Raw genomic sequence first — 25,118 nt, 5'->3', positions numbered from 1 at the left:
TGGCATATGGAGACTGGATCAGGATGCGCAAGATACTGGTGCTGATTGCAGCGCTCTGGGCGGGCGGCGTGCAGGCCGAAGAGGTCGTGATTGCGGCGCTGGGAGACAGCCTGACGCAAGGGTATGGATTGGCTGAGGCGGATGGTTTCGTACCCCAGCTGCAACGCTGGATCGACGCGCAGGGTGCCGAGGTCCGCCTGATCAACGCAGGCGTTTCGGGCGATACAACGGCGGGCGGTCTCTCCCGCGCGGCCTGGACACTTACGCCGGAAGTGGATGGTATGATCGTGGCACTGGGAGGTAATGATCTGCTGCGCGGCGTCGATCCGGCGGTCAGCCGCGCCAATCTGGATGGTATCCTGGCGGCGGCGGATGATGCGGGCGTGTCGGTGCTGCTGGTGGGGATGCAGGCGCCGGGAAACTTCGGCCCCGCCTACAAAAGGGCGTTTGACGCGATCTATCCGGACCTGGCAGCAGCGCGCGGTACGTTGTATTTCCCTGCATTTTTCCAAGGCCTGTCCGTAGAGGGCGGTGATCCCGCCTCTGTGCAGCAATTTATGCAGCCTGATGGCATTCACCCCAACGCCGAAGGGGTCGCGCGTATCGTGGACGCGATGGGGCCCGCCGTGATGGAGCTTGCCGAAAAAGCAGCTGGCGGCGGCGCATAAAAAAACGGGCGCATGCGGCGCCCGTCCTGTCGTGTTCATGCAGAGGCGGTTCAGGCCAGTGCGAGGTTTCCGGCGCTTTCGCGGCCGTCACGGCCCGCTTCGACGTCGAATGTCACTTTCTGGTTGTCCGCCAGACCGGTCAGGCCTGCGCGCTCAACAGCAGAGATGTGAACGAATACGTCTTTGCCACCACCATCGGGTGCGATGAAGCCGTAGCCTTTTGTAGAGTTAAACCATTTCACGGTGCCAGTAGCCATGTTCCGTGTCTCCCTTAATGTGCCTGCCCGCGGAATGCGGCAGCGTGGCCCGGTAGAATAAGATCGAAGAACTGAGCCGTAGGGAGCAGTGGTCGAAAATTTTTCTCGTCGCGATCCCCATATCTGCGTCTGAGGCAATAAAATCAAGTGAAATTAATGTAACTGCCTCATTCAGAAGGCGCCAGGCGATTTCCCGCGCACCGGGCATTGCCTGAAAAACAGTCATCTTTCAGGCAAGCCGGCCTTAAAATATTTTTACCAGTTGATAAAAAAATGAATCCGTGAGAGCGTTTTCCAAAGACAGCTCAGCAGGGATCGTTTATGCCACAGAACGCTTTCACGCCAGGTATCGTCGCCGGTCGACTTGATGCCGCGGATTATGACACCGGGTTTTCGGATCTGCATCCGTCCCTTGATCCGCACGAGGCGCTGGTCGCCGCGGACCGGTGCTATTTCTGCCATGATGCGCCCTGCATCACGGCCTGTCCGACGGACATCGATATTCCGCTCTTTATCCGCCAGATTGCCACCGGCACGCCGGACGCTGCGGCGAAAACCATTCTCAGCCAGAACATCATGGGCGGCATGTGCGCACGTGTCTGTCCCACGGAACAGCTCTGCGAAGAGGCCTGTGTGCGTGAGGCGGCCGAGGGCAAGCCGGTACTGATCGGGCAGCTACAGCGATATGCAACCGACCACCTGCAGGGCCAGGGGGTGCATCCTTTCTCCCGTGCTGCGGTCACTGGTAAAACAGTGGCCGTGGTGGGAGCGGGGCCAGCAGGTCTGTCCTGTGCGCACCGGCTGGCGATGCATGGTCATGACGTGGTCGTCTTCGATGCGCGCCCGCGTGCGGGCGGCCTGAATGAATACGGGATCGCAACCTATAAAACGGTGGACGGGTTCGCACAGGCCGAGGTGGACTGGCTGCTGCAGATCGGCGGGATCGAAATCCGCACCGGGCAGGCGCTGGGTAAGGATATAGCGCTTGATCAGCTGCGTGCGGATTATGATGCGGTGTTCCTTGGCATGGGGCTTGGGGGCGTTAACGCGCTGGGTCTGGATGGCGATGGCAAAGACGGCGTGCTGGATGCGGTGGATTTTATCGCGGATCTGCGGCAGGCCTCTGATGTGGCGGACGTTCCGGTGGGCCGGGATGTGGTTGTGATCGGCGGCGGTATGACGGCTGTGGATGCAGCGGTGCAGGCGAAGCTGCTGGGCGCACTGAATGTGACGCTGGTCTATCGTCGTGGCCGCGACCGGATGAACGCCAGCGTTTTTGAACAGGATCTGGCCGCCAGTAAGGGTGTGCGGATCGTCACCCATGCGGTGCCAAAAGCCATCCACGGCAATGGTGCCGTGCGGGAGATCGAATTCGATTACGTCGACGATTCGATGTCGCCCACTGGCGAGACGCTGCGCCTCGCCGCAGACCAGGTGTTCCGCGCGATCGGTCAGACGTTGCAGGGCGATGGGCTGCCGGAACTCGATGGTCGCAAGATCGGCGTCGACGCGCAGGGAAGGACATCAGTGGATGGTGTCTGGGCCGGGGGCGACTGCGCCGCCGGTGGCGACGACCTGACCGTGACGGCGGTGGCCGAAGGCCGCGATGCCGCGATGGATATTCATGCAAAACTGATGGCCTGAGCGCCCGGCTGACGGAGGAAGAACATGGCTGATCTGACAAGCGATTTTATCGGGATCAAATCCCCCAACCCGTTCTGGCTGGCATCTGCCCCGCCAACGGACAAGGAATACAACGTGCGCCGGGCCTTTGAGGCCGGATGGGGTGGCGTTGTCTGGAAAACACTGGGCTCCGAAGGCCCGCCCGTGGTCAACGTGAACGGCCCGCGCTATGGCGCGGTTTACGGGGCAGACCGGCGGCTGCTGGGGCTCAACAACATCGAACTGATCACCGACCGGGATCTCTATACCAACCTGGAGGAGATCAAACGGGTCAAGGCGGATTACCCGGACCGCGCGATCATCGTATCGCTGATGGTGCCCTGCGAGGAAGGGGCACGGAAGGCGATCCTGCCGCTGGTCGAGGAGACCGGCGCCGACGGGATCGAGCTGAACTTCGGCTGCCCGCACGGGATGAGCGAACGGGGCATGGGGGCCGCTGTGGGTCAGGTGCCTGAGTACATCGAAATGGTCACCCGCTGGTGCAAGCAGTACTATTCAAAGCCGGTGATCGTGAAACTGACGCCGAACATCACGGACATCCGAAAACCGGCGGCGGCGGCCAAAGCCGGCGGTGCCGATGCGGTCAGCCTGATCAACACGATCAACTCGATCACCTCAGTGAACCTGGACACGATGTCGCCGGAGCCGTCGATTGACGGCAAGGGGTCCCATGGCGGCTATTGCGGCCCCGCGGTGAAACCGATTGCCATGTCCATGGTGTCGGAAATTGCGCGTGACCCAGGGCTGCAGGGGCTGCCGATTTCGGGCATTGGCGGGGTCACGACCTGGCGCGACGCGGCAGAGTTCATGACGCTGGGCGCGGGCAACGTGCAGGTCTGCACGGCGGCGATGACCTATGGGTTCAAAATCGTCGAAGAGATGATTTCCGGCCTGAGCGAATACCTCGACAGCAAAGGTATGGCATCGATTGGTGATCTTGTCGGGCGCGCGGTGCCGAACGTGACCGATTGGCAGTACCTCAACCTGAATTACATCGCCAAGGCGAAGATCAATCAGGATCTGTGCATTTCCTGTGGCCGCTGTTTTGCGGCCTGCGAGGATACCTCGCACCAGGCGATTGCGATGTCAGACGACCGCACGTTCAGCGTCATCGACGAGGAATGCGTGGCATGCAACCTCTGCGTCAATGTCTGCCCGGTTGAAGACTGTATCACCATGGAGGCTATGACGCCCGGCGCCGTCGATCCCAGAACAGGACAGACGGTTCAGGAAGACTATGCCAACTGGACAACACATCCGAATAACCCGGCGGCGAACGCAGCCGAGTAAACAGCGGATCAGGGCTCGTCGCGTTCCAGAATGGGCGCGGTCGGCAGCGGGTTCGGCATGACGTACTCCGGCTCGGCAGCTGCTGCCGCCTCTTCCTTTGCCTCGGCGGCGCGTGCTGCTGCACGGTCGGCCGCGCGGGCCTCCTCAGCGGCGCGTGCCTCTGCCTGCTGGCGGGCACTGGCGTTCGAGGAACTCGGCCGCTGCATCCGTGCTGGTCTGCGCCTCCACAACCGATTCCGGTGTGGCGTCTGACGTCTGGTTTTCATCCCGCTGGCGCGCCAGCAGGGATTCCAGATAAGCACCCCCGTACCGCTGCTGTTGCCTGCACCATATCCGGCCTGGTCCGACGATGTGCCGGTCTCACGCCCGGCGCCGGACTGCGACACGGGCTGTGCCGATGCGAGCGCACCTGCACCCTCCGGGCCAGGCCCCGGTGCGGGCTGCGGCGCATAGGGATTAATCAGTGAAACTGCTGTCATTTCATACTCCGATCATCGCATTTACTCGATGCCTCCACCGCAAATCATTAAACGGGAGTAAACACTACGGAGAAGTTAATGAACGCCGGTCATGTGAAATGTTGGTTAATATCCGTCAGGGTTTGAGCAGTCTGGTAAACAGCGCGGTGAGGTATTCCTGTGCGCCGGACTGCGATGCCGGGTCGTCGCGCAACAGCACCTGCACCTGAGCTGCAAAATCCGCGTAGTGCTGCGTCGTGGCCCAGATCGAAAAAATCAGGTGCCTCGGGTCAACACGGGTCAGGTGGCCCGCGTCCATCCAGGCCCCGATAACAGCGCATTTTTCGTCGAAAAGGGGCTGCAGACCGGCCTGCAGATGCGGTGCCATGCGGGGGGCCCCCTGCAGGATCTCACCGGCAAAGAGGCGGCTTTCGCGGGGGAATTCATGCGCCATATCGAGCTTGCGGTGCACGTAGTTCAGGATTTCGTCAAGCGGATCACCGGCAGGATCAAGAGTTACCAAAGGATCAAGCCATGTTTCCATTAACTGGTTCAGCAGGGTGATATGGATCTCTTCCTTACCCTCGAAATAGTAAAGAATGTTCGGCTTGCTTAACCCCGCGCTCTCGGCGATCTGATCCAGCGTCGCGCCGCGATAGCCGTGCTGCGAAAATACATCGAGTGCTGCATCCAGAATACGGCGTCTGTTGCGCATCTGAATGCGGCTTGTCTTTTTCTCTGTGGTCCCGCCCAATGCGTCCTCCCTGTCCGGGGACGCCGCAAAAAAGTGCAGCTGACCCGCTGTCTTCAGCATCACAGCATCGCTGGCCGAAAGGAAGTCTTGACTTGATCCATCCCAGCCGCAATCGTGCCTTTACCAAATGGTAAAATTTGTTGCCGGCCAGAACAACCCTCAGGAAGGATCCAGCCATGCAGGCGCCAGGTCAGAACCTCAAGATCAACCCCGACAGGCTCTGGGACAGCCTGATGGACATGGCGCAGATCGGACCGGGCGTGGCCGGTGGTAACAACCGCCAGACCCTGACGGACGAGGATGGTGAAGGTCGTGCGCTGTTCCAGCGCTGGTGCGAGGCGGCGGGCTGTACCATGGGGCTTGATCAGATGGGCAATATGTTTGCCATGCGCGAGGGCGCTGATCCTGATGCGCTGCCGGTCTATGTGGGCAGCCATCTGGATACGCAGCCCACGGGGGGCAAATATGACGGCATCCTCGGCGTTCTGGGCGGGCTGGAGATCATCCGCACGCTGAACGATCTGAACATCCGCACGAAGCATCCGATTGTGGTGACGAATTTCACCAACGAAGAAGGCACGCGGTATGCGCCCGCGATGCTGTCGTCGGGCGTGTTTGCGGGTATCCACACGCAGGACTGGGCCTATGCACGCGAGGATGCAGAGGGCAAGACGTTCGGGGATGAACTGAAACGCATCGGCTGGCGCGGAGAGGAAGAGGTGGGCGCGCGGAAGATGCACGCCTTCTTTGAGCTGCACATCGAACAGGGACCGATCCTGGAGGTCGAGGGCAAGGACATCGGTGTCGTGACCCACGGTCAGGGGCTGTCCTGGACGCAGGTGACGGTCACGGGCAAGGACAGCCACACCGGCTCGACCCCGATGCCGATGCGCAGGAACGCCGGGCTCGGCATGGCACGAATCCTGGACAAGGTGGACGAGATCGCCTGGTCGCACAAACCTCATGCGGTGGGCGCGGCAGGTCATATCGATGTCTATCCGAACTCGCGCAATGTGATCCCGGGGAAGGTGGTCTTTACCGTCGACTTCCGCTCACCGGAACTGAGCGTGATCGAGGATATGGAAGCCCGGCTGCGGGTCGAGGCGCAGAAAATCTGTGATGAGATGGGGCTGGAGGTCGCTTTTGAGAAGGTCGGCGGATTTGACCCCGTGGCCTTTGACGAGGGCTGTGTGACGGCAGTGCGCAATGCCGCCGAGCGGCTGGGGTACAGTCACATGAACCTGATTTCGGGCGCGGGGCATGATGCCTGCTGGATAAACCGCGTGGCCCCCACGGCGATGGTCATGTGCCCCTGTGTTGATGGTCTGAGCCACAATGAGGCGGAAGAGATTTCGAAGGAATGGGCTATGGCGGGGGCGGATGTTCTGCTGCATGCTGTGGTGGAAACGGCGGAGATCGTCGGGTGATTGACGCCGGCCTGTCGGTGGCTGAGCGGATCACGGCGCTGATTATGGCGGAGCTGGCGGAGGCTGAAGCAAGCAGCGATGTGGTGCTGCAAAGGGTTGCCGGCGAAATGCGCCGTGTGCTGCGGCCACCGAAAGAGGTTACGGTGAACTTTTCCGGCGGTCTGACGCAGAAATGCTGGTCGGTCACGCGGGGAGACGGTGATTACCGGGTCGTCTATCTGCCGGTGGCCGGGTATTTTGCGCTGGTTGTCGAAAGCGATTTCGGGCCGCTGGATATTGGTGTGCATGGGTCTGCACTGGGGTGTTTTTCGTCGGTTTGAGGAGGGCTCTGCCCTCGGCCTGCGGCCTCACCCGGGATATTTACAGGCCAGAAGAAACTGGCCGCTGAGATGGGAGAGATGTGATGAGCAAGGTGATCAAAGGCGGGCTGGTCTGCACGGCGGACCGGACGTGGGAAGCGGATGTTCTGATCGAGGGCGAGACCATCGCACAGATCGGCGAGAATCTGTCGGGTGATGAATATATTGATGCGGAAGGCGCCTATGTGATCCCGGGCGGGATTGACCCGCATACGCATCTGGAGATGCCGTTCATGGGGACCACGGCGGCGGAGACCTTTGAGAGTGGTACCTGGGCTGCGGCTGCGGGCGGCACGACGATGGTTGTGGATTTCTGTCTGCCTGGGGCTGACGGGTCGATCAGGAACGCGATCAACGAGTGGCACCGCAAGTCGGCGCCGCAGATCTGTTCCGATGTCGGCTATCACATGGCGATCACTGGCTGGAATGAGAATGTCTTTGAAGAGATGAAGGACGCCGTGGATATGGGCGTGAATTCCTTCAAGCATTTCATGGCCTACAAAGGCGCGCTGATGGTGGAGGATGATGAGATGTTCGCCTCTTTCCAGCGCTGTGCGGAGCTGGGTGCGCTGCCGATGGTGCATGCGGAGAACGGTGATCTGGTTGCGGCCCTGCAGGAGAAGTATTTCAACGAGGGGATCACCGGACCGGAGGGCCATGCCTATTCGCGTCCGCCGGAGGTTGAAGGTGAGGCGGCCAACAGGGCCATCACGATCGCCGATGCCGCGGGCACGCCGCTTTATATTGTGCATGTGTCCTGCGAGCAGGCGCATGAGGCGATCCGGCGCGCGCGTCAGAAGGGGATGCGGGTTTATGGTGAGCCGCTCATTCAGTTCCTGACGCTGGATGAAAGCGAGTATTTCAACAAGGACTGGGACCATGCCGCACGCCGCGTGATGTCGCCGCCGTTCCGCAGCAAGGACCATCAGGATCTCGCTTTGGGCCGGGTTGCAGGCGGGATCGCTGCAGGTGGTGGCAACAGACCACGCAGCCTTTAATACAGAGCAGAAGCGTGCAGGCCGCGACGATTTCCGGATTATCCCCAACGGGTCCAACGGGCTGGAGGAGCGTCTGGCGGTGCTGTGGACCGAAGGGGTCGAGACCGGGCGTCTGACCCCCAATGAGTTTGTCGCGGCGACTTCGACCAATGTGGCGAAGATCCTGAACATCTATCCACGCAAGGGTGCGCTGGTGGAAGGCGCGGATGCGGATATCGTGGTATGGGATCCCAAGATCACCAAGACGATCAGCCCCGCGAACCACCATTCGGTGCTGGATTACAATGTGTTTGAAGGGTTCGAGGTGAAGGCGCAGAGCCGGTACACGCTGAACCGCGGCGAAGTGATCTGGGCCTGGGGGCAGAATTCGCAGCCCAACCCGGGGCGCGGGCGGTTCATTCCGCGGCCGGCGTTCTCGTCGGCGTCCAAGGCGCTGAGCAAGTGGAAAGAGCTGAATGCGCCGAAGATGATCCATCGCGATCCGCTGAACATCCCGGCGGGGATCTGAGGGCAGAAATGGAGCTCACCAAAGAAAACCGTCTGGCGCGGGTAAGCTTTACCGGTGGCATAATCGGTGCTGTTGCAGGCAGCGAGTTCGGACGACTGGAAAAGGTTGTTTCGGTTCACAATGCCGAAGGTTGGAATGTGGCCGAAATTGTGCCTGAAAGCCGGAACCTGATTGTGTGGATCCTGCGGCTGCTGTTGCTCATCGTCACGTTGGGATTGTGGACAATATCGACCGGGTACATTGTGATCTTTGAAAGGCCGTCCGACGGCATACGGCGCGACAAGGGAATACCCACAGCTGCAGGTGCCATGCGTCGGGAGCCGAAGCTGTCATCAGGTGGGAAAACGTTATGACCAGTGTAATCAGTGCCAGTCATCTGGATCTGACGTTTCGGACCAATGACGGGCCGGTGCATGCGCTGAAAGACGTCAGTCTGGAGATTGGCAAGGGCGAGTTTGTCAGTTTCATCGGGCCGTCGGGCTGTGGCAAGACGACCTTTCTGCGCTGTATGGCGGATCTGGAGCACCCCACGGGCGGGGCGATCACCGTCAATGGTGTCTCGCCCGAAGAGGCGCGTATGGCGCGGGCCTATGGCTATGTGTTTCAGGCCGCGGGGCTCTACCCGTGGCGGACCATTGGCGGGAACATCCGGCTGCCGCTGGAGATCATGGGGTATGACCGGGCGGATATGGATGCGCGGGTGGCGCGGGTTCTGGATCTGGTGGAGCTGTCCGGCTTTGAGAAGAAGTTCCCCTGGCAGCTGTCGGGCGGTATGCAGCAGCGGGCGTCGATCGCTCGCGCGCTGGCCTTTGATGCGGATATTCTGCTGATGGATGAGCCCTTTGGTGCGCTGGATGAGATCGTGCGGGATCATCTGAATGAGCAGTTGCTGCATCTGTGGGCGCGCACCGAAAAGACCATTGCCTTTGTGACCCATTCGATCCCGGAGGCGGTCTATCTGAGCACGAAGATCGTGGTGATGAGCCCGCGTCCGGGGCGGATCACGGATGTGATTGAGAGCCCGCTGCCGAAAGAACGGCCGCTGGATATCCGCGACACGCCGGCGTTTCTGGAAGTGGCGCATCGGGTGCGTGAAGGGTTGCGCGCGGGGCATATTGATGACTGACGGGGTGTTTGTGGCAGGCCGGCCCTCCGGGGGGATATTTCTGGCCAGAAGAAGCGGAGGGCTGTGCGGTGAGGCATGCGGTGAGGCTTGTCGCGATAATTCTTCTTCTGTTGCTCGCAGCTTTGGCAGCGCTCGTGTTCGCGGCAGCAGGGAGCGACTATTGGTTCAGGGGTTGTCTGGAGTGGGAAGCAAATCAGTGCTCAGATGCGAGGGTAACGATGTGGATGATGGCAGCCACATTGGCCGCAGCTCTTTTCATGGCATTCTGGTTTTGGAAGCGGAGGGCGGTTCGTGCGTAGTTTCTTCCCGGTTCTGACGGTTGTCACGGGCATTTTCCTGATCTGGTATGTCGCGGCGGTCTGGCTGAATGCGCCCTGGGCCTATGACAAGGCGACACGGTCGGGCGAGGTGCTGACCACGCAGACGCTGGTGGCGGACACCTGGAGCCAGGAAAAGCCGAAGCTGCCCGCGCCGCACCAGGTGGGCGCGGAAATCTGGAAAACCACGGTGGAGAAGAAGATCACGTCCAAGCGGTCGCTGATCTATCATTCCTGGGTGACGCTGAGTGCGACGCTGCTGGGGTTTGGTCTGGGCACCGCGCTGGGGATCGCGCTGGCGGTGGGCATTGTTTACAACCGCACGATGGATATGAGCGTCATGCCCTGGGTGATTGCCAGTCAGACGATTCCCATTCTGGCGATTGCACCGATGATCATTGTGGTGCTGAACGCGGTTGGAATTTCGGGGCTGCTGCCCAAGGCGATGATTTCGATGTATCTGTCGTTCTTCCCGGTGGTTGTGGGCATGGTGAAGGGTCTGCGCAGTCCGGATGCAATGCAGCTGGATCAGATGCGCACGTGGAATGCGAGCGCGTCTCAGACGTTCTGGCGGCTGCGGCTGCCCTCTTCGATGCCGTACCTTTTCACCTCGCTGAAGATTGCCATGGCGGCTTCTCTGGTGGGTGCGATTGTGGGTGAGCTGCCGACCGGCGCTGTGGCGGGGCTGGGCGCGCGGCTGCTGGCGGGCAGCTACTACGGGCAGACGATCCAGATCTGGTCGGCGCTGCTGATGGCGGCGGCACTGGCGGCGCTGCTGGTGGGGATCATCGGGCTCATCCAGCGGGTCACACTGCGCCGCATGGGGATGGCGTAATGGGCTGGCTGGTCTTTGCCTTTGGCGCCTGGGCACTTGGCTGGTGGGCGAACACGCGGCTGGCGGCTCTGCCCCGCACGCGGGCCACGTCCCTCGCAGTGCCGTTCCTGTTCGGGCTGACGCTGATCGCGATCTGGGAAGGTATCGTGCGCGGGTTCGGTATCAGTCCGGTGTTGCTGCCGGCCCCGACGGCGATTGCAACGACCTTTGCGGCCTCAACCGCGATCCTGTGGGAGGACTTCGTCCAGACAGTGATCAAGGGCGCGTTGAGCGGGTATGTCATCGGCTGTGGCTCCGCGTTTCTGATGGCGATCCTGGTGGACCGCTTTGATTTTCTGCGGCGCGGCCTGCTGCCGGTGGGCAACTTTGTGGCCGCACTGCCGGTGATCGGGATGGCGCCCATTCTGGTGATGTGGTTCGGGTTCGACTGGCAGTCCAAGGCGGCGGTGGTCGTTGTGATGGTGTTCTTCCCGATGCTGGTGAACGCCGTTCAGGGGCTGAGCGACAGTTCGCCCATGCAGCGTGATCTGATGCGCACCTATGCGGCGGGCTACTGGACCACGCTGCTGAAACTGCGCCTGCCGGCGGCCATGCCGTTTATCTTCAACGGGCTGAAAATCGCGAGCACGCTGGCGCTGATCGGCGCTATTGTTGCTGAATTTTTCGGCTCTCCCATTCGTGGGATGGGGTTCCGGATATCTACGTCCGTGGGTCAGCTTGCGCTTGATCTGGTGTGGGCGGAGATTGTGGTCGCGGCGATTGCCGGATCGGCGTTTTATGGCATTATTGCGCTGACGGAGCGCGTTGTGACGTTCTGGCATCCGTCCCAGCGACACTGACAAAACCAAAAACAAAACGACCAACAAAGGAGAGTATGATGAAAACCATAACAAGCATTACCGCAGCAGCGGCGCTGGGGCTCTGGGGCGCTGCGGCTCAGGCGGCTGATGATCTGACGCTGCAGCTCAAGTGGGTCACCCAGGCGCAGTTCGCCGGATATTATGTGGCGCTGGACAAGGGCTTTTACGAAGAAGAAGACCTGAACGTCACCATCAAGCCTGGCGGGCCGGATATTGCGCCCACGCAGGTGCTGGCCGGTGGCGGTGCTGATGTAACCGTGGAATGGATGCCGGCCGCACTGGCCGCGCGCGAAAAGGGCCTCGGCATGGTCAACATCGCGCAGCCTTTCAAATCCTCGGGCATGATGCTGACCTGCCGCAAGGATGCCGGTGTTACGAGCACGGAGGATTTCGCGGGCAAGACGCTGGGGGTCTGGTTCTTTGGCAACGAATTCCCGTTCCTGAGCTGGATGAGCAAGCTCGAAATTCCGACCGATGGCAGCGATAATGGTGTGACGGTCCTCAAGCAGGGCTTCAACGTTGATCCGCTGCTGCAGGGGCAGGCGGCCTGTGTGTCGACCATGACCTACAACGAATACTGGCAGGTGATTGATGCGGGTCTTACACCCGATGACCTGACCGTTTTCAAGTATGAGGATCAGGGTGTTGCGACGCTGGAAGATGGTCTTTACGCGCTGGAGGAAAACCTCGCCGATCCGGCCTTTGAGGACAAGATGGTTCGCTTTGTGCGTGCTTCGATGAAAGGCTGGAAATACGCCGAGGCGAACCCGGATGAGGCGGCAGAGATTGTGCTCGACAACGATGCCAGCGGTGCACAGACCGAAAAGCACCAGAAGCGCATGATGGGCGAGATTGCCAAACTGACAGCGGGCAGCAACGGCACGCTGGACCCGGCAGACTATGAGCGCACGGTGGCCTCGCTGCTGTCCGGCGGGTCGGACCCGGTGATTTCCAAAGCGCCCGAGGGTGCCTGGACACACGCGATCACCGACAAAGCGCTGAACTGAGCAGTCTGAGCTGAATTCTGCGGAAGGCCGGCCTTTGTGCCGGCCTTTTTTGCGTCTTTTGCACTGGACTTTAAGCAATCTGACCCCATCTGGACTCGCAGCCAAGGGAGTTTGAGGAAGATTATGAGCAATATGGAAAATCTGGAGAGCCAGTTGACCGAAAAAGAGCGTCAGGCACGTATCTATGATCAGGCTGTGGAATCCATCCGGGCGCAGCAGGTCCGCCGGTCTGCACGTGGCTATGCGGTGATTTCCAGTGCGATGAATTATGGCGAAGGCGCGCTTGGTGATGGTGCTTTCGGCCGGATCAGCCAGGGGGCAAAGATGTTCTGCATCCTGTTTGCCATGCTGGTCCCGAGCCTTCTGGTCTGGCGCGTTCTGCTCTGAACGCCGCCACAGGGTGAATACAGAAAACGCCGCAGCGGTCTGCGGCGTTTCTCTTTTTCAGGCAGGCAGGTTGCCGGTTATTCTGCGGGGATGCCGCGGGAGTTTCCGGCGGGCATGCGCACGGGCTGGACCCGGGGTTCCGCTCGGGACGAACCGAAGCGTGATGCGACCATGCCAAGGCAGATCAGGGATGTCGTGGTGCCGATCCCGACCATCAGATACATCGACAGCGCGGCGATGAACCCGGCGTCCGAAAAGAGCAGCATTCCGGCGAAGGAAAAGAAGCCAAATACGCCACCTAAAAGAGCAGCCATCGTCGCCATAAACCACCTGCGATACTTGTTGAAAAGAGTGCACAGGGGACTGTTGGCCTGTGGCGGAAATGTGGCAGGTTTCCGGCCGGATCGTCACAAAGCGGCCGCGTGGCGCCGCTGTGTCGGGCCGGCGGCAGGGAGTTTGTTAGAAAACAACGCGCTGGCGGCCGCGCCATTCGGTAAAATTCGAAGCATATGTGACCCAGGTCACAGAAGCTGCGGCTGGATCGTGGTTAACTGTTGGTGTCCATGGATGCGAATACTCCCGTATTCCGGCTTTTTGTGCCTGGTGACGCAAAAAGGGGACAGACCGACGGCAGTCGCGCGTACCTCTTCCTGCGCCCGACTGATTATCTGGCGGGCCGGTCTTTGTGCCGGCCCGTTTTTTTGCCAGCGGCCCCGCAGGTCAGCCTTTGCGCAGGCGCCGCATGACACCTAGGCCAACCAGTCCGCTCACCAGCAACAGAATACCTGCAGGCAGGGGCACGGCCGAAACGGAAACGGTGTCAATCAGCCCGCCCTGTTCGTCCGCGCGGCCACGGGCGCTGAACAACAGCAGCGCATTGTCGTGGTCTTCGCTCACCGAAAAGCGGTGCACGATCTCTGTCCAGCCGTTCTCAACGCGGCCGCTGAGCGTGCTGGGGTGCACCAGAAGCTCGTCAAACAGCGGTGTGCCGCCGGGCAGCGTATCCCAGAGGCTGACGGCGATCCGGTTGCTGTCCTGGCTGGAACGGCCGGGGCGCTTCATGTACCAGAAGGTCAGGTCCCATGTGCCCGCCGTCAGCGCGATTTCCTGCGACATGTTGCTGTTGGAGCCCTTCCCGGCACCCCGTTCGCTGTCGAGCTCGATATAGTGGGAACCGGAATGTGCAGTCACACCCCGCAGGGTGCGGTCAGAATGCACCTCGATCCCGTTGCCCTGCTGAGGGGCGTTGGCCCAGCCGCCCGGCAGGCTGTCGTAGACATCCCAGGAAGCGCGGCCGGTGTTGCCGTTCAGGCTGTTGAGCGCATCGCCGTCGGACCCGCCGACTGTGACGCCTGTACGCCCGTCAACGGTCTCAAAATCACCGTTCATAACGATGGTTGCGGCCCCGGCGGCCGAGGCCATGGCTGTGACAGCCGCAGCAAACAAAACAGAACGCATCATGTCCGAAACCCCTTTACATCCAGCGGTGAGCCTGCTCCGGGGTGCCCGCCGTGCGGACAGATCCGGAGCGCTTCACTGTGATGGTATGTATGGGGGAGGCGGTGTTTTCGTCAGGGGGAAAGGCCGCAGCAGTTCCCCCTGGTCCTACCCCGCTTGCAGGTCCAGCCGGGTCACGCGGCGCGCGCCATTGTCCAGCAGTTCCAGCACAGCCACCTCGCCGTATTCCTGCGGGGCCGACCCCGGGCCGCCCAGTTCGTCCCAGATGCTGCGCAGGTTGCCCTTGTTGCCGATCCAGATCACCGTGCCTTCGGGGAAGTCACGTGTCATCCGTGCTGCGGCCAGTTCCTTGGGCACGATCGTGACATCGAGGCCCGTTGCTTCGGACAGCGGGGCGGCCGTTTCCAGGTTGCGCGCAATATCCGGGCTGTAGATCGCATCAAGCGGGTAGTCTTCGAGCAGTGCCGGCATTGCGGCTGCGCGGGCAAGGCCTGTGCTGTTCAGGACTTCTCCTGCGCGGTCTGCGTGCCGGACCATGATGACGGTTGTGCGTGCGCCCGCCGGTATGCCCTGTGAGGCACAGGCGGCAAGAGCGAACGGTGCTGCGGCGAGAAAGAGGCGTCGTGTAATCATACCTCAGACTGGGCCGCAACGGCGCATAAATCAAGAGGCATCGGGGGTGGCCTCCGACCCGCGGAGATGGCAGTGTCCCCGCGGGGATCGACAGGAGAAAACGCGTGCAGGAGACACTGATGACCGGCGTGCTCATGGGGCTGGTAGCGACTCTGGCGCTGGACCTCTGGGCGCTTTTGCTGGCCCGCGTGGCGGGTATTCCCGCGACCAACTGGGGCATGGTGGGACGCTGGGTGGCGCATATTCCGCGGGGTGTCGTGTTCCACGATGACATCGGGGCCGCGGGTGAAATTGCGGGTGAAAAGCCGCTGGGCTGGGCGTTTCACTACGTCGTTGGCGTGGTGTATGGCGTGGCGCTGGCGCTGATCATGGGGCCCGCCTGGCTGGCGGCACCGACGTTGCTGCCGGCATGGGTGTTCTCGATCCTGATGCTGGGGTTCGGGTGGTTTCTGCTGCAGCCCGGGCTGGGCGTGGGCGTCGCGGCATCGAAAACGCCGAACCCCATGAAAGCAAGGGCGCTGGGCCTGATTGCGCATACGGTTTTCGGGATCGGCCTGTGGGCGGGCGCGGTGATCTGAACCCGTTCCGGGGCCATCGGTATCACGTCGGTTTAACGTCGGTATAACGTCGGTGCGCTGCGCGCGGTGCGGTCAGGAGATCGTAAGACCGGTGCGGCAGGATACGCGCCGCGCTGACCTGCCCCGGCCCCGGCATCCGGTCGCATCGGGGGACAATGGGCCCCCGGGGTCAGGCGCGCACCACGATCTGACAGGAGCCCGCACCATGGCCAGTATGACAAAATCCGAAAAGCTCGCCCGCCAGCGGCTGATCTATCACCTGTGGCGCGCGGATGCGGATGAGCTGCCGCTGGCGCGGCTGCGCGAAGAGGTGCCCGAGGCCTGGCACATGATCGAGGCGGACATCGACTGCTATGAGCCTAAGGTGAAGGTCTCGCTCTATCTCGATCAGTCGGTGGCAAAGATGTTCCGCGCGATGGGCAAAGGCTATCAGCTGCGCATCAACCGCATCCTGAACACCTGGCTTGCGCTGAAAATGGCGGGGCTGATGGAAGAGGATACCGCCCTGGCCAACCGGCGCGGACGGGTCCTGGCCGAAGAGCAGGAGACGGGGCGGCGCCCGGGATGGGGCGAGGGGGTTGAGTATTGAAGGGGCTGGGCGCCTCAGGTCAAAGGACTGAGCGTCCGCCCGGGTGGGTGCGGAACGCGCCCGCGTCTCACCAAAGGTGAGCCGTATACTGGCGCGCGGAAAACGCGCGACGGGCGGGCGGACGCGTGCCAGCCGTTTGCACAACAGGCGGCGGGGAGGTCAATACTGTCAAAGCCGGGAGAGTACCCGGATTGTTGAATTGGCCGTTGGCGGTAGTGTTTTTAGTCGGGTACTTGAACACTCTGAACGAGCTGTGCGTTACGCTCGCGGAATTTTCTTCGGCTATCGTTGCGAATGATACTTTGTCAACAGATCCGAATTTCCGAGTATCATTTCTTCCCATTCTTGATGGTCCGGATAACCATGTGCAATGATCATTCGATACCCATGTTCAATCAAGGTAACATATTCATTAAAATACATCTGCCCCGCAGGCGGGCTTAACGCATCCAGTTTTTCGCGCAACGCTTTGGAACGTCCCTCATGAGCTATCTTGCTTCGATAGCTATAGAACTTACCCAGCTTTCGGAAAATGTTCTGACGTTTCTCGAAAGATCGGCCGAGAAGGTATGCCGCACGCAATCGAAACGTCATACTTAACTGGCCAGTTGAACCAACACCGCGTAGAAAAAGAATTTCTGCAGCAATCGCAAGGTTCAGAAATTTTTCTTCCCAACTTTTGCTGAATTTTGCTTTTTCTACGTATCCGCAACCAGACAAAATACTGGCTTTTTCTTTTTGCGGCAGCTTTTCCAAAAAGTCAGATAAGGAAGCAAGCATGCCAACATGACTATCGATCGGCCCATTTTGGTACAAGTTGGCAGCGCCGAGCGCGCCGAGCGCTGAGGTGTCTTCACGGTAGCTAAACGAGCTACCAGTGGTGAAAAACGGCTCATCAAACGATGTAGTGTGTTCTATGTAAGCCTCAGAAGCGGCACAACCGGGCAAAATATTCGTTAGCAGAACGATGCTTCGCAGTCTTGAAGTGATTTCGTCTTCAAATGGTCCTCCGAAAGCCCACGCGTCCGGAAAAGGTTTTTGAATCCAGGGCGACTCGTACTCGATAGCGATTCGCAAATTTGGCGCGCTCGCGTATGAAGGCGCAGCCGTTGTTCCGGACTCGGCAGCCTGCTGCTTCATTCTGACAGTGACCGGGTCAGTTTCATTGTAGCTGGCGTTCGCTATCCAACAATTCGGCGTAATCGCCAGTCTTTTCACAGATGGAGCACTGCCTCTGCAAACCGCCGATGCCGTAGCTTTGAGGGATTTCGCTCGCACACATGCAAGCATTCTGTCAATAAGCTCCGTGCTGTTGGTTTCTGACAAATGGTGTTTATACCATTCTACGAATTGATCACCTGTAACGGTTGCGCGACTTGGTCCGGTTATAACACACCCAGTAAACTCAGTGATTTCGTTGGGAAGTGTCACCGCACAAACTTCTTATGCTTCATCCGGGTCGGCTCGACGTCCCCCAACCGCCGCTTCTTATCCTCCTCATAATCCTCGAAGTTGCCCTCGAACCACTCAACGTGCGCTTCGCCTTCGAAGGCCAGGATGTGGGTACAAATCCTATCCAGGAAAAAGCGGTCGTGGCTGATGACCACGGCGCAACCGGCGAAGTCCACCAGGGCGTCTTCCAGCGCGCGCAGGGTTTCGACGTCCAGATCGTTGGTCGGCTCATCAAGCAGCAGCACGTTGCCGCCCGATTTCAGCAGGCGCGCCATGTGCACGCGGTTGCGTTCACCGCCTGAGAGGAGGCCGACCTTTTTCTGCTGGTCGCCGCCCTTGAAGTTGAAGGACGAGCAATAGGCGCGGGAGTTGACCTCGGCGTCACCGAGCTGAATGAGTTCGGCCCCGCCCGAGATGGCTTCCCACACGGTTTCATCGGCACCCAGATCATCGCGGGACTGGTCGACATAGGATAGATCGACGGTGTCGCCCATTTCGATGGTGCCCGCGTCGGGCTTTTCCTGGCCGGTGAGCATTTTGAAGAGCGTGGATTTACCCGCGCCGTTGGGGCCGATCACGCCGACGATGCCACCGGGGGGCAGCGAGAAGTCGAGCCCTTCGACGAGGAGTTTGTCGCCCATGGCTTTCTGCAGGCCGGAGACGTCGATCACCTTGGAGCCCAGGCGCTGGCCGGTGGGAATGACGATCTGCGCGCGGGTGAGTTTTTCGCGTTCGGACTGGTCGGCGAGTTCGTTGTAGGCGTTGATCCGGGCCTTGGATTTGGCCTGGCGGGCCTTGGCGCCCTGGCGCATCCATTCCAGTTCGCGTTCGAGCGTTTTCTGGCGGGACTTGTCCTCGCGGGCTTCCTGTTCGAGGCGCTTGGCCTTCTGTTCGAGCCAGGCGGAGTAGTTGCCTTCGTAAGGAATGCCGCGGCCGCGGTCGAGTTCGAGGATCCAGCCGGTGATGTCATCGAGGAAGTAGCGGTCGTGGGTGACGATCAGGATCGTGCCCTTGTAGTCGATGAGGTGCTGTTGCAGCCAGGCGATGGTTTCTGCGTCCAGGTGGTTGGTGGGTTCGTCGAGCAGCAGCATGTCAGGCGCTTCGATCAGCAGTTTGCAGAGTGCTACGCGGCGGGCCTCACCGCCCGAGAGCTGCGTGACATCGGCATCGTCCGGCGGGCAGCGCAGGGCTTCGAGCGAGACGTCGATCTGGCTGTCGAGATCCCAGAGGTTTTCGGCGTCGATCTGGTCCTGCAGCTGCGCCATTTCATCCGCGGTCTCGTCGGAGTAATTCATCGCCAGTTCGTTGTAGCGGTCCAGGATCGCCTTTTTATCCGCCACGGCCAGCATCACATTTTCGCGCACAGAGAGGTTCGGATCGAGCTGTGGTTCCTGCGGCAGATAGCCCACAGTGGCGCCTTCGGCGTGCCAGGCTTCGCCCTGGAATTCGGTATCGAGCCCGGCCATGATTTTCATAAGCGTGGACTTACCCGCGCCGTTCACGCCCACAACGCCGATTTTCACGCCGGGCAGGAAGTTCAGGTTGATGTTTTCAAAGCATTTTTTGCCACCCGGGTAGGTCTTTGAGACGCCGGACATGTGATAGACATACTGATAAGCGGCCATGGGATGCTCCTGGTGCGGATGTTGGTGTTGCCCTCTGATACCGGCAGGTGGGCGGGGGGCAATCCGTGATCCGCAGGGCGCGGCGCGGCAGAGCGTGGCAGGTCGAGGCACTTGCGCAAATGCCCGGATCGTTTATGGACGATAGCAACAGAACCAAGAATTGCAGGCACATGTCCGATCTCCCGAGCGTTTCTGAGATGCCAACCGATGTCCGGGAGGCAAAGGACTGGGTCCGTATCCTCGCCGAATACCGCGAACCGAGCCATCTGCGCAGCTGGACTGAGCTGGCGCTGACCATCGGGCCGTTTGTCCTGCTGTGGACGCTCGCCTGGTGGTCGCTGTCGTACAGCTACTGGCTGACCTTTGCGATTGCGCTGTTCAATGCGGCGTTCCTGCTGCGGCTCTTTGCTATCCAGCACGACTGTGGTCATGGCGCGTTTTTCCGCAGCCGCAACGTGAGCGACTGGCTCGGGCGGGTGATCGGGGTGCTGACGCTGACGCCCTATGATGTCTGGCGGCGGTCGCATTCCATCCACCACAATTCGTCGGGCAATCTGGGCCGGCGGGGCATGGGGGATATCCATACGCTCACGGTCGCGGAATATGCAGCGCTGTCGCCGTGGAACCGGTTGCTCTACCGGCTGTACCGGCATCCGATCGTGCTGTTCGGGCTGGGGCCGGGGTATCTCTTTCTGTTCCAGAACCGGCTGCCACTGGGGTTCATGGCCAAGGGCAGATACTGGCTGAGTGCGATGTGCACGAATGCCGGAATTTTCGCAGGTCTGGCGGTGATCATCTGGTTTGGCGGGCTGATGCCTGTGCTGCTGATCTTTCTGCCCACGACGCTGCTGGCCGCGACCGCCGGGGTCTGGCTGTTTTACGTGCAGCACCAGTTTGAGACCACGCACTGGGAGACGGACGACGACTGGCAGCTGCACGAAGCAGCGCTGCACGGCAGTTCGCATTATGTGATGCCATCGGTGCTGCAGTGGCTGACGGCCAATATCGGCATCCACCACGTGCATCACCTCTATAGCCGCATCCCGTTTTACCGTTTGCCGGAGGTCCTGCGGGACCACAGCGCACTGGCGGAAGGCAACCGCATGACGATCCGCGACAGCATCGCCAACGCGCGCCTGCACCTGTGGGACGAGGACTCCAAAACGCTGTTGTCCTTTTCCAGTGGCCCGCGCGCTTTACCGGTGATGTGGTGCTTGCCTACCGTCGTTTGAAACGCAATCTGTCCTGTGCGCCGGGCGGTGAGGCACAGATCGATAAGTACTGCAGATGATGCGGAGGGCCGCAAATGTGTCGCCTGATCACAGTCTTTCTCTTTATCTCGCTGTCCTGTGGCACGGTACTGGCGGATTTTGACAGGGTTCACGACCCGCGTGACCTGGATGCGGCACAGCTTCTGAAATACCGCGCGCATTATGAGGTGGACGCCGAAGGTCAGATCATCATGGGCGTGGTTCGAGCGCCTCAGGACCCTGTGGACCATTCGCCCCTTCTGGATGACGCGGTGCTGCAGACATTCTTTCTGGAAACGCTGCTGGGGTGCAATGACCAGTCGCACTGGTGTTCCGCGCAGATCCACCCATGGCCGGAGACCGGATTTTCGATTGCGCTGGTTCAGGAGGGCGCGGCGCTGACCCGGGAAAATATCGAAACCGTTGTCGAGCCGATCATAGATGTTTTCCTGCAAACAGACCTGCCCATAGAATTTACGGAGACCCCGGAGCAGTCCAATCTGCTGATCTACATCGGCGGCCCCGGGTATCTGTGGCAGAAGGCGCGGGACAAAAGGGACCGCAAAGCACTGAGACATCTGGAAGACAATCAGTCCCTGGGCTGTTTTACGTCAAACCGGGATCGGGAGAGCGATGGCAGAGTGGTGATTTACGTCACCCACCCCGCACTGGAGACGTGTTTTCGCCGTGCCCTCGCTGAGGCAATGAATCTTTATCCCACGCAAACGACCCTGCCGTCGGTGACACGCAGTGATGGCACCTTTTCAGGTCTGACATACCTTGATGAATTCGCCCTGCGGCTGCTGCGGTCCGCCGGGGGACCGCTGATGAGGGATCGTGAAGCGCTGGAGGCGCTTTGGGCGGCTGAAAGCGCCGGTGTGCGGTCGTCGCTTGATCAGAAAACCCTGCGCCTTCTGGATGCGCCACCGCAATAATGCAGAACCGCTGCAGGATTGCGCGCGATCAGGCCCTTTGCCGTTTGTCGGGCGGCAGCCGTTGACCCCGGATTGCGAAAGGCCCCCGGCATGGCCAGCGCACACAAAGCTTGCCTGAAACGCCGCGCCAGGCAATCGTTATGCGTGTGACCGGCCATCGGCCGGCGGGGCGGGGGTGCGCATGGATACCGAACAGCGGATTGCGAAGATCAACGAGTTGTCGCTGCATCTGCGCAGCATCTGGATTGGTCTGCTGCTGGCGCTGGTGTTTGTCGGCATCACGCTGATGGGGCACCGGGACGCGGATTTCTTTGCCTTTGGCGCGGCGACGACGCTGCCCGTGGTGAGTGTGGATGTGAACCCGGCGGCGTTCTTTCTGGCCGCCCCCGTGCTGATCACCGCGATCTATGTGTATCTGCATATTTTTCTGATGCCGCTGTGGGATCACATCGGCGAGGCGGCCCCGGATGACGGGACCGGCACGCTGCCGCTGAGCGACCGGGTGGCGCCGACGATTTTTGCCCTGGCGGCGATCTGGTACCGGGGGCGGACGCGGGCGGACGGGTCCATGGCCCCCAGTGTGCTGGGCGCGAGTATTGTTGGCATTGCGCTGGCACTTGGCTGGGCGTTCGGGCTGTTTGTGCTGCTGGTGGTCTGGATCCGGGGCATGCCGCTGCATGATTTCACCATGACGCTTGTGGCGGCGGTCTGCCTGTGGGCCGCGTCGGTGGTGGGCCTGCTGTCGCTGCGCGCGGCAGAGGGCCGGATGCGGGGTCTGTCGCGGGAACATATGGCGCGGGTGCGACCCGGGCTTGTCGTCTCCCTGGCGGCTGTACTCCCGGTCATGGTGCTGGCCTCCTGGGAGCGCACACAGGGGGGCTGCTGGCGGCCGCCGGTGTGCCGCCCGCCCTGCAGATCCCGCTGGCCCGTGCCGATCTGCGCGAGGCCGAACTGACGAAGAGGCCTGCTGACTGGCAGCCATTTGACCTCTTTCTGCTGGCCGCCGGCGTGACCGGGGACACATCACCGGAACGTATCGCGGACGTCCGGCGGCTCTGGCAGAACCGGCTGGACACGCTGGAAGCCCCGGATCTGACGGGCCGGGATCTGCGGGGGGCGGATCTGACCAATGCGTTCCTGCCGGGCGCCAACTTGAAGGGCGCTGAGCTGACGGGCGCGCAGATGCAGGACGCGACGCTCTCGGGCGTGAACTTCCGGGGCAGCACCTTTGACGGCGTCAGCCTGCGGCACGCAGAGCTGCAGGGCGCGGTTCTGTCCGGGCTGAAGATCGACCGGTCGGACTTTTCGTTCGCCCTGATGGCGTTCAGCGATCTTTATGCCTCGCGCATTCTGGAAAGCAGTTTTTCCCATGTTGATCTGAGCGGCGCGGACCTGGGTGAAACCCTGTTCCTGGGGTCGTCTCTGGTGCGGGTTCAGCTGTATCGCGCCAAACTTGAAAACGCGGCATTCGTCCGCTCGGAAATGCCCTATACAAGCTTCATCGACGCCAATCTTTCTGGGGTCTTTGCTGGTGAGACACAGTTCGGCCAGTCCGATTTTTCCGGGTCCAATCTCAGCTACAGCACTTTTCTTGACAGCGATCTGACCTATTCACGGTTTCAGGGGAACACGGTCCTGGAGACCTGTTTTGTGGTCTCGAACCTGGCGGGTGCCAGCTTTGAGAATGTGCAGCCCGGCGGGGACCCCGAGTATAGCGTACCGTTCAGTTTTGCCGGCAGCAGTCTGACGGACGCAGAACTGTCCGGGCTCGCAGGGGTTCTGAAGGGCGGCATGGTCACACAGGCATGGGGTCATGCCGATACGGCCCTGCCAGACGGAATGGATGCCCCCGCACACTGGTCTGATGCACCGCTCGGCGGCCTTGGGGGTGGGGGCAACCTGACGCCGGTCCCGCCCTGGTTTGAGCGCACGCGCCAGCGCAGCGCAGCCGCGCAGGCGGAGGACGATGCCTCCAACCGGTCGGTTATTATTGATGATGGCTGGAAAGGCTGGGTCGAGCAGGCCCGCCCGGTGACGGCCGACGGGTATCCGTGCGGCGTCGACTGGGACGGCAGGGAGAGCCTGCGGGGAGGGGTTCTTGACCTCTGGTACATCGACTACACGACCCTCGAGGAGGAGGTGTACCGGATCATGTCACGCGAATGGATGGAAGGCGACCTGGAGCAATGGGACGATTTGCCGGACCTGCCTCCGCCTGTCATGGAGGATGACCTGGCTCCGGACCCTGCAGAGGATGTGGCGGCGGAGTAATTCCTGCAGAACCGCCGGCGTGCGGATGTGATTTTGATATTTCGTTCTGACGTGTTAGCGCTGGTCCGGGTCGCAACAGGGAGTGCCCATGAAATACCTCGCGCTGCTGTTTGCCGGTCTGGCGTTCCTTCTGTCGGCCTGCGGCATCCGGGACGCCGTTCTGGCACCGCCCCCCAACATCTATTCAACCGGCACGAATTATCCGACCAACGCGGTGCCGCTGCCGCTGCGCACGGTGTCGCCGCCCATCTTCTTTGTCACGGACCGGGCACCGGAGGAAAAGCCGGACGGCATGCTGACCTATGGTGCGGCGCGGTCGGAATCCATGGCCTTTGGTGCCGCGCGCGTGCGTTTCGGCGCGAGCGACTGGGACGATCTGGTGGCGCGCACCCACGTTGATGGCAAGCGCAACCTCTCTGATCTCAGCGTTGAGGACGTCGAGGAAATCGTACGCTTCAGATCGGTCCCGCTGGCCACGTCGCGCACCGAAGGGGAACTGATTTTTGATGCGGCGGAAAAGGCGGAATACGACGCACGGGGCGCTGATTTTCAGGCCGCCATCCGCGCCGAGATCGCCCGGACGGGCAACCGGCGCATTCTGGTGTTCACCCACGGTGTGCGCAATGATTTCGACCGTTCCATCACCTCGCTGGCCAACCTGTGGCACTATGTCGGGCGCGGCAGTATCCCGGTGGCTTTCGCCTGGCCTGCGGGCAACGGTGGACCGCTGGGATATTTCCGGGACCGCGAGGCTGGGAATTTCAGCGTGTTCCATGCCAAAGAATTCCTGCGCCTTCTGGCAGAGATGCCGGAGGTAGAGGACATTGATATCGTGGCGCATTCGCGCGGCACGGATGTGATGGCCAAAGCGCTGCGCGAACTGGTGATCTATCACCGCGGCCGGGGCAAACCGCCCAAGACAGCCATGAAGACCGGCACGCTGATCCTTGCGGCGGCGGATCTGGACACCGGTGTGGTGCGCCAGCGGCTGCAGGCGGAACGGTTCGCCGAAGCCTTTGAACAGATCAACATCTACATCAACCCTGCGGATGCGGCATTGCGGCTGGCGAGCATTCTGACAAGTGTGCCGCGGCTCGGTTCTGCTACATCGGATGTTTTGTCGCCCGAAGCTATTCAGCGGCTGCGCAAATCGGAACTGGTGCATTTCATCCGCGTCGAGAACATCAGCGGACGGGGTCATTCCTATTTCCGTGACAACCCGGCGGTGCTGTCGGACATTGTGCTGGCGCTGCGCACCCGGGCTTTCCCGGGCGGGACACTGCGGCCGCTGGAACTGGACGACGACGGGTTCTGGCAGCTGCATCCCAACTATCCGCTGGAACGTTTGCCGGATCTTGTCGACACTTTTGTCAGCGGCTCGGACCGCTGAGGC

General features: G+C 61.0%; 26 protein-coding genes and 1 pseudogene. 19 read left to right on the top strand and 8 right to left on the bottom strand.

Features of this window, described 5'->3' with window-relative positions:
* Positions 1-23 precede the first annotated feature (23 nt).
* Entirely contained in the window at positions 24-668 is a 645-nt protein-coding gene (locus ACZ1HA_RS14780; RefSeq protein ID WP_472714417.1) for an arylesterase, read from the top strand.
* 50 nt (positions 669-718) lie between these two features.
* Here ACZ1HA_RS14780 and ACZ1HA_RS14775 read toward each other — a convergent pair whose 3' ends face one another.
* Positions 719-925: a cold-shock protein gene (locus tag ACZ1HA_RS14775; RefSeq protein ID WP_375229853.1), complete on the bottom strand. Its 207-nt coding sequence runs from the start codon at positions 923-925 to the stop codon at positions 719-721.
* Positions 926-1,246: 321 nt separating this feature from the next.
* Here ACZ1HA_RS14775 and ACZ1HA_RS14770 point away from each other — a divergent pair, with 321 nt between their 5' ends.
* Positions 1,247-2,569, top strand: coding sequence for an NAD(P)-dependent oxidoreductase (locus ACZ1HA_RS14770; RefSeq protein ID WP_472714416.1), 1,323 nt, complete (start codon positions 1,247-1,249; stop codon positions 2,567-2,569).
* Between the two features lie 24 nt (positions 2,570-2,593).
* The gene (gene preA / locus ACZ1HA_RS14765) at positions 2,594-3,898 is read left to right on the top strand and encodes an NAD-dependent dihydropyrimidine dehydrogenase subunit PreA (RefSeq protein WP_472714415.1); all 1,305 of its coding nucleotides are present in this window, start codon (positions 2,594-2,596) and stop codon (positions 3,896-3,898) included.
* Positions 3,899-3,906: 8 nt separating this feature from the next.
* On the opposite strand, the gene ACZ1HA_RS14760 is transcribed toward preA, so the two are convergent.
* Positions 3,907-4,377, bottom strand: coding sequence for a hypothetical protein (locus tag ACZ1HA_RS14760; protein ID WP_472714414.1), 471 nt, complete (start codon positions 4,375-4,377; stop codon positions 3,907-3,909).
* A 115-nt stretch (positions 4,378-4,492) separates the two neighbouring features.
* Positions 4,493-5,071 carry a TetR family transcriptional regulator C-terminal domain-containing protein gene (locus ACZ1HA_RS14755; protein ID WP_472715335.1) on the bottom strand — a complete coding sequence of 193 codons (579 nt, stop codon included), beginning with the start codon at positions 5,069-5,071 and terminating at the stop codon, positions 4,493-4,495.
* 215 nt (positions 5,072-5,286) lie between these two features.
* Between ACZ1HA_RS14755 and ACZ1HA_RS14750 the strand changes: the two genes are divergently transcribed.
* The 9 genes and pseudogenes from ACZ1HA_RS14750 to ACZ1HA_RS14710 all read left to right on the top strand — a co-directional run bounded on the left by ACZ1HA_RS14750 (position 5,287) and on the right by ACZ1HA_RS14710 (position 12,934).
* The gene (locus ACZ1HA_RS14750; protein WP_472714413.1) at positions 5,287-6,537 is read left to right on the top strand and encodes a Zn-dependent hydrolase; all 1,251 of its coding nucleotides are present in this window, start codon (positions 5,287-5,289) and stop codon (positions 6,535-6,537) included.
* Entirely contained in the window at positions 6,534-6,857 is a 324-nt protein-coding gene (locus ACZ1HA_RS14745) for a hypothetical protein (protein WP_472714412.1), read from the top strand. Before ACZ1HA_RS14750 ends, ACZ1HA_RS14745 begins: the two co-directional genes overlap by 4 nt.
* Before the next feature lie 83 nt (positions 6,858-6,940).
* A pseudogene (hydA, locus tag ACZ1HA_RS14740) lies at positions 6,941-8,402 on the top strand (dihydropyrimidinase).
* An 8-nt stretch (positions 8,403-8,410) separates the two neighbouring features.
* Positions 8,411-8,755, top strand: a complete 345-nt coding sequence (locus tag ACZ1HA_RS14735) for a hypothetical protein (RefSeq protein ID WP_375229860.1) — start codon at positions 8,411-8,413, stop codon at positions 8,753-8,755.
* Positions 8,752-9,528, top strand: coding sequence for an ABC transporter ATP-binding protein (locus tag ACZ1HA_RS14730; protein ID WP_375229861.1), 777 nt, complete (start codon positions 8,752-8,754; stop codon positions 9,526-9,528). Before ACZ1HA_RS14735 ends, ACZ1HA_RS14730 begins: the two co-directional genes overlap by 4 nt.
* A 291-nt stretch (positions 9,529-9,819) precedes the next feature.
* Positions 9,820-10,680: an ABC transporter permease gene (locus ACZ1HA_RS14725; protein ID WP_472714411.1), complete on the top strand. Its 861-nt coding sequence runs from the start codon at positions 9,820-9,822 to the stop codon at positions 10,678-10,680.
* Positions 10,680-11,519 (top strand): ABC transporter permease, encoded by an 840-nt coding sequence (locus ACZ1HA_RS14720; RefSeq protein WP_436398585.1) that lies wholly within the window; start codon positions 10,680-10,682, stop codon positions 11,517-11,519. The genes ACZ1HA_RS14725 and ACZ1HA_RS14720 overlap by 1 nt, the downstream gene beginning before the upstream one ends.
* Positions 11,520-11,557: 38 nt before the next feature.
* Entirely contained in the window at positions 11,558-12,547 is a 990-nt protein-coding gene (locus ACZ1HA_RS14715; RefSeq protein ID WP_375229863.1) for an ABC transporter substrate-binding protein, read from the top strand.
* Between the two features lie 123 nt (positions 12,548-12,670).
* Positions 12,671-12,934, top strand: coding sequence for a hypothetical protein (locus tag ACZ1HA_RS14710; protein ID WP_472714410.1), 264 nt, complete (start codon positions 12,671-12,673; stop codon positions 12,932-12,934).
* A gap of 77 nt (positions 12,935-13,011) precedes the next feature.
* Here ACZ1HA_RS14710 and ACZ1HA_RS14705 read toward each other — a convergent pair whose 3' ends face one another.
* The 3 genes from ACZ1HA_RS14705 to ACZ1HA_RS14695 all read right to left on the bottom strand — a co-directional run bounded on the left by ACZ1HA_RS14705 (position 13,012) and on the right by ACZ1HA_RS14695 (position 15,025).
* On the bottom strand, positions 13,012-13,257 hold the full coding sequence (locus ACZ1HA_RS14705; RefSeq protein ID WP_472714409.1) for a hypothetical protein: 246 nt from the start codon (positions 13,255-13,257) through the stop codon (positions 13,012-13,014).
* A gap of 397 nt (positions 13,258-13,654) precedes the next feature.
* A complete protein-coding gene (locus tag ACZ1HA_RS14700; protein WP_472714408.1) occupies positions 13,655-14,395 on the bottom strand; it encodes a VPLPA-CTERM sorting domain-containing protein in 741 nt (246 codons plus the stop codon).
* A 144-nt stretch (positions 14,396-14,539) separates the two neighbouring features.
* A complete protein-coding gene (locus ACZ1HA_RS14695; RefSeq protein ID WP_472714407.1) occupies positions 14,540-15,025 on the bottom strand; it encodes a histidine phosphatase family protein in 486 nt (161 codons plus the stop codon).
* Between the two features lie 104 nt (positions 15,026-15,129).
* Between ACZ1HA_RS14695 and ACZ1HA_RS14690 the strand changes: the two genes are divergently transcribed.
* A complete protein-coding gene (locus ACZ1HA_RS14690) occupies positions 15,130-15,603 on the top strand; it encodes a DUF2938 family protein (protein ID WP_472714406.1) in 474 nt (157 codons plus the stop codon).
* A 205-nt stretch (positions 15,604-15,808) separates the two neighbouring features.
* A complete protein-coding gene (locus ACZ1HA_RS14685) occupies positions 15,809-16,192 on the top strand; it encodes a BrnA antitoxin family protein (protein ID WP_472714405.1) in 384 nt (127 codons plus the stop codon).
* A 282-nt stretch (positions 16,193-16,474) separates the two neighbouring features.
* Here the strand turns inward: ACZ1HA_RS14685 and ACZ1HA_RS14680 are convergent, their stop codons facing one another.
* Together ACZ1HA_RS14680 and ettA are read right to left on the bottom strand one after the other, a co-directional pair.
* Positions 16,475-17,623: a hypothetical protein gene (locus tag ACZ1HA_RS14680; protein ID WP_472714404.1), complete on the bottom strand. Its 1,149-nt coding sequence runs from the start codon at positions 17,621-17,623 to the stop codon at positions 16,475-16,477.
* Complete coding sequence (gene ettA / locus ACZ1HA_RS14675; protein ID WP_472714403.1) at positions 17,620-19,269, bottom strand: energy-dependent translational throttle protein EttA; 1,650 nt, start codon at positions 19,267-19,269, stop codon at positions 17,620-17,622. Before ettA ends, ACZ1HA_RS14680 begins: the two co-directional genes overlap by 4 nt.
* 170 nt (positions 19,270-19,439) lie before the next feature.
* On the opposite strand from ettA, the gene ACZ1HA_RS14670 reads away from it, so the two are divergent.
* From ACZ1HA_RS14670 to ACZ1HA_RS14650, 5 genes are all read left to right on the top strand, one after another.
* Entirely contained in the window at positions 19,440-20,501 is a 1,062-nt protein-coding gene (locus ACZ1HA_RS14670) for a fatty acid desaturase (protein ID WP_472714402.1), read from the top strand.
* Between the two features lie 74 nt (positions 20,502-20,575).
* Complete coding sequence (locus ACZ1HA_RS14665; protein ID WP_472714401.1) at positions 20,576-21,454, top strand: hypothetical protein; 879 nt, start codon at positions 20,576-20,578, stop codon at positions 21,452-21,454.
* A 181-nt stretch (positions 21,455-21,635) separates the two neighbouring features.
* On the top strand, positions 21,636-22,409 hold the full coding sequence (locus tag ACZ1HA_RS14660) for a hypothetical protein (protein ID WP_472714400.1): 774 nt from the start codon (positions 21,636-21,638) through the stop codon (positions 22,407-22,409).
* A complete protein-coding gene (locus ACZ1HA_RS14655) occupies positions 22,352-23,725 on the top strand; it encodes a pentapeptide repeat-containing protein (protein WP_472714399.1) in 1,374 nt (457 codons plus the stop codon). Before ACZ1HA_RS14660 ends, ACZ1HA_RS14655 begins: the two co-directional genes overlap by 58 nt.
* A gap of 88 nt (positions 23,726-23,813) precedes the next feature.
* Positions 23,814-25,115 (top strand): alpha/beta hydrolase, encoded by a 1,302-nt coding sequence (locus ACZ1HA_RS14650; RefSeq protein WP_472714398.1) that lies wholly within the window; start codon positions 23,814-23,816, stop codon positions 25,113-25,115.
* Positions 25,116-25,118: the final 3 nt, after the last annotated feature.

The organism is Roseobacter sp. S87, from assembly GCF_055693285.1.
Note: the sequence above shows the minus strand (reverse complement) of the source record. Positions and strands in the feature narration are given on the sequence as shown.

Coding starts and splice junctions, on each gene's coding strand:
- ACZ1HA_RS14780 (WP_472714417.1), top strand. CDS start 24: ATGCGCAAGATACTGGTGCTGATTGCAGCGCTCTGGGCGGGCGGCGTG.
- ACZ1HA_RS14775 (WP_375229853.1), bottom strand. CDS start 925: ATGGCTACTGGCACCGTGAAATGGTTTAACTCTACAAAAGGCTACGGC.
- ACZ1HA_RS14770 (WP_472714416.1), top strand. CDS start 1,247: ATGCCACAGAACGCTTTCACGCCAGGTATCGTCGCCGGTCGACTTGAT.
- preA (WP_472714415.1), top strand. CDS start 2,594: ATGGCTGATCTGACAAGCGATTTTATCGGGATCAAATCCCCCAACCCG.
- ACZ1HA_RS14760 (WP_472714414.1), bottom strand. CDS start 4,377: ATGACAGCAGTTTCACTGATTAATCCCTATGCGCCGCAGCCCGCACCG.
- ACZ1HA_RS14755 (WP_472715335.1), bottom strand. CDS start 5,071: ATGCGCAACAGACGCCGTATTCTGGATGCAGCACTCGATGTATTTTCG.
- ACZ1HA_RS14750 (WP_472714413.1), top strand. CDS start 5,287: ATGCAGGCGCCAGGTCAGAACCTCAAGATCAACCCCGACAGGCTCTGG.
- ACZ1HA_RS14735 (WP_375229860.1), top strand. CDS start 8,411: ATGGAGCTCACCAAAGAAAACCGTCTGGCGCGGGTAAGCTTTACCGGT.
- ACZ1HA_RS14730 (WP_375229861.1), top strand. CDS start 8,752: ATGACCAGTGTAATCAGTGCCAGTCATCTGGATCTGACGTTTCGGACC.
- ACZ1HA_RS14720 (WP_436398585.1), top strand. CDS start 10,680: ATGGGCTGGCTGGTCTTTGCCTTTGGCGCCTGGGCACTTGGCTGGTGG.
- ACZ1HA_RS14715 (WP_375229863.1), top strand. CDS start 11,558: ATGAAAACCATAACAAGCATTACCGCAGCAGCGGCGCTGGGGCTCTGG.
- ACZ1HA_RS14710 (WP_472714410.1), top strand. CDS start 12,671: ATGAGCAATATGGAAAATCTGGAGAGCCAGTTGACCGAAAAAGAGCGT.
- ACZ1HA_RS14705 (WP_472714409.1), bottom strand. CDS start 13,257: ATGGCGACGATGGCTGCTCTTTTAGGTGGCGTATTTGGCTTCTTTTCC.
- ACZ1HA_RS14700 (WP_472714408.1), bottom strand. CDS start 14,395: ATGATGCGTTCTGTTTTGTTTGCTGCGGCTGTCACAGCCATGGCCTCG.
- ACZ1HA_RS14695 (WP_472714407.1), bottom strand. CDS start 15,025: ATGATTACACGACGCCTCTTTCTCGCCGCAGCACCGTTCGCTCTTGCC.
- ACZ1HA_RS14685 (WP_472714405.1), top strand. CDS start 15,809: ATGGCCAGTATGACAAAATCCGAAAAGCTCGCCCGCCAGCGGCTGATC.
- ettA (WP_472714403.1), bottom strand. CDS start 19,269: ATGGCCGCTTATCAGTATGTCTATCACATGTCCGGCGTCTCAAAGACC.
- ACZ1HA_RS14670 (WP_472714402.1), top strand. CDS start 19,440: ATGTCCGATCTCCCGAGCGTTTCTGAGATGCCAACCGATGTCCGGGAG.
- ACZ1HA_RS14665 (WP_472714401.1), top strand. CDS start 20,576: ATGTGTCGCCTGATCACAGTCTTTCTCTTTATCTCGCTGTCCTGTGGC.
- ACZ1HA_RS14660 (WP_472714400.1), top strand. CDS start 21,636: ATGGATACCGAACAGCGGATTGCGAAGATCAACGAGTTGTCGCTGCAT.
- ACZ1HA_RS14650 (WP_472714398.1), top strand. CDS start 23,814: ATGAAATACCTCGCGCTGCTGTTTGCCGGTCTGGCGTTCCTTCTGTCG.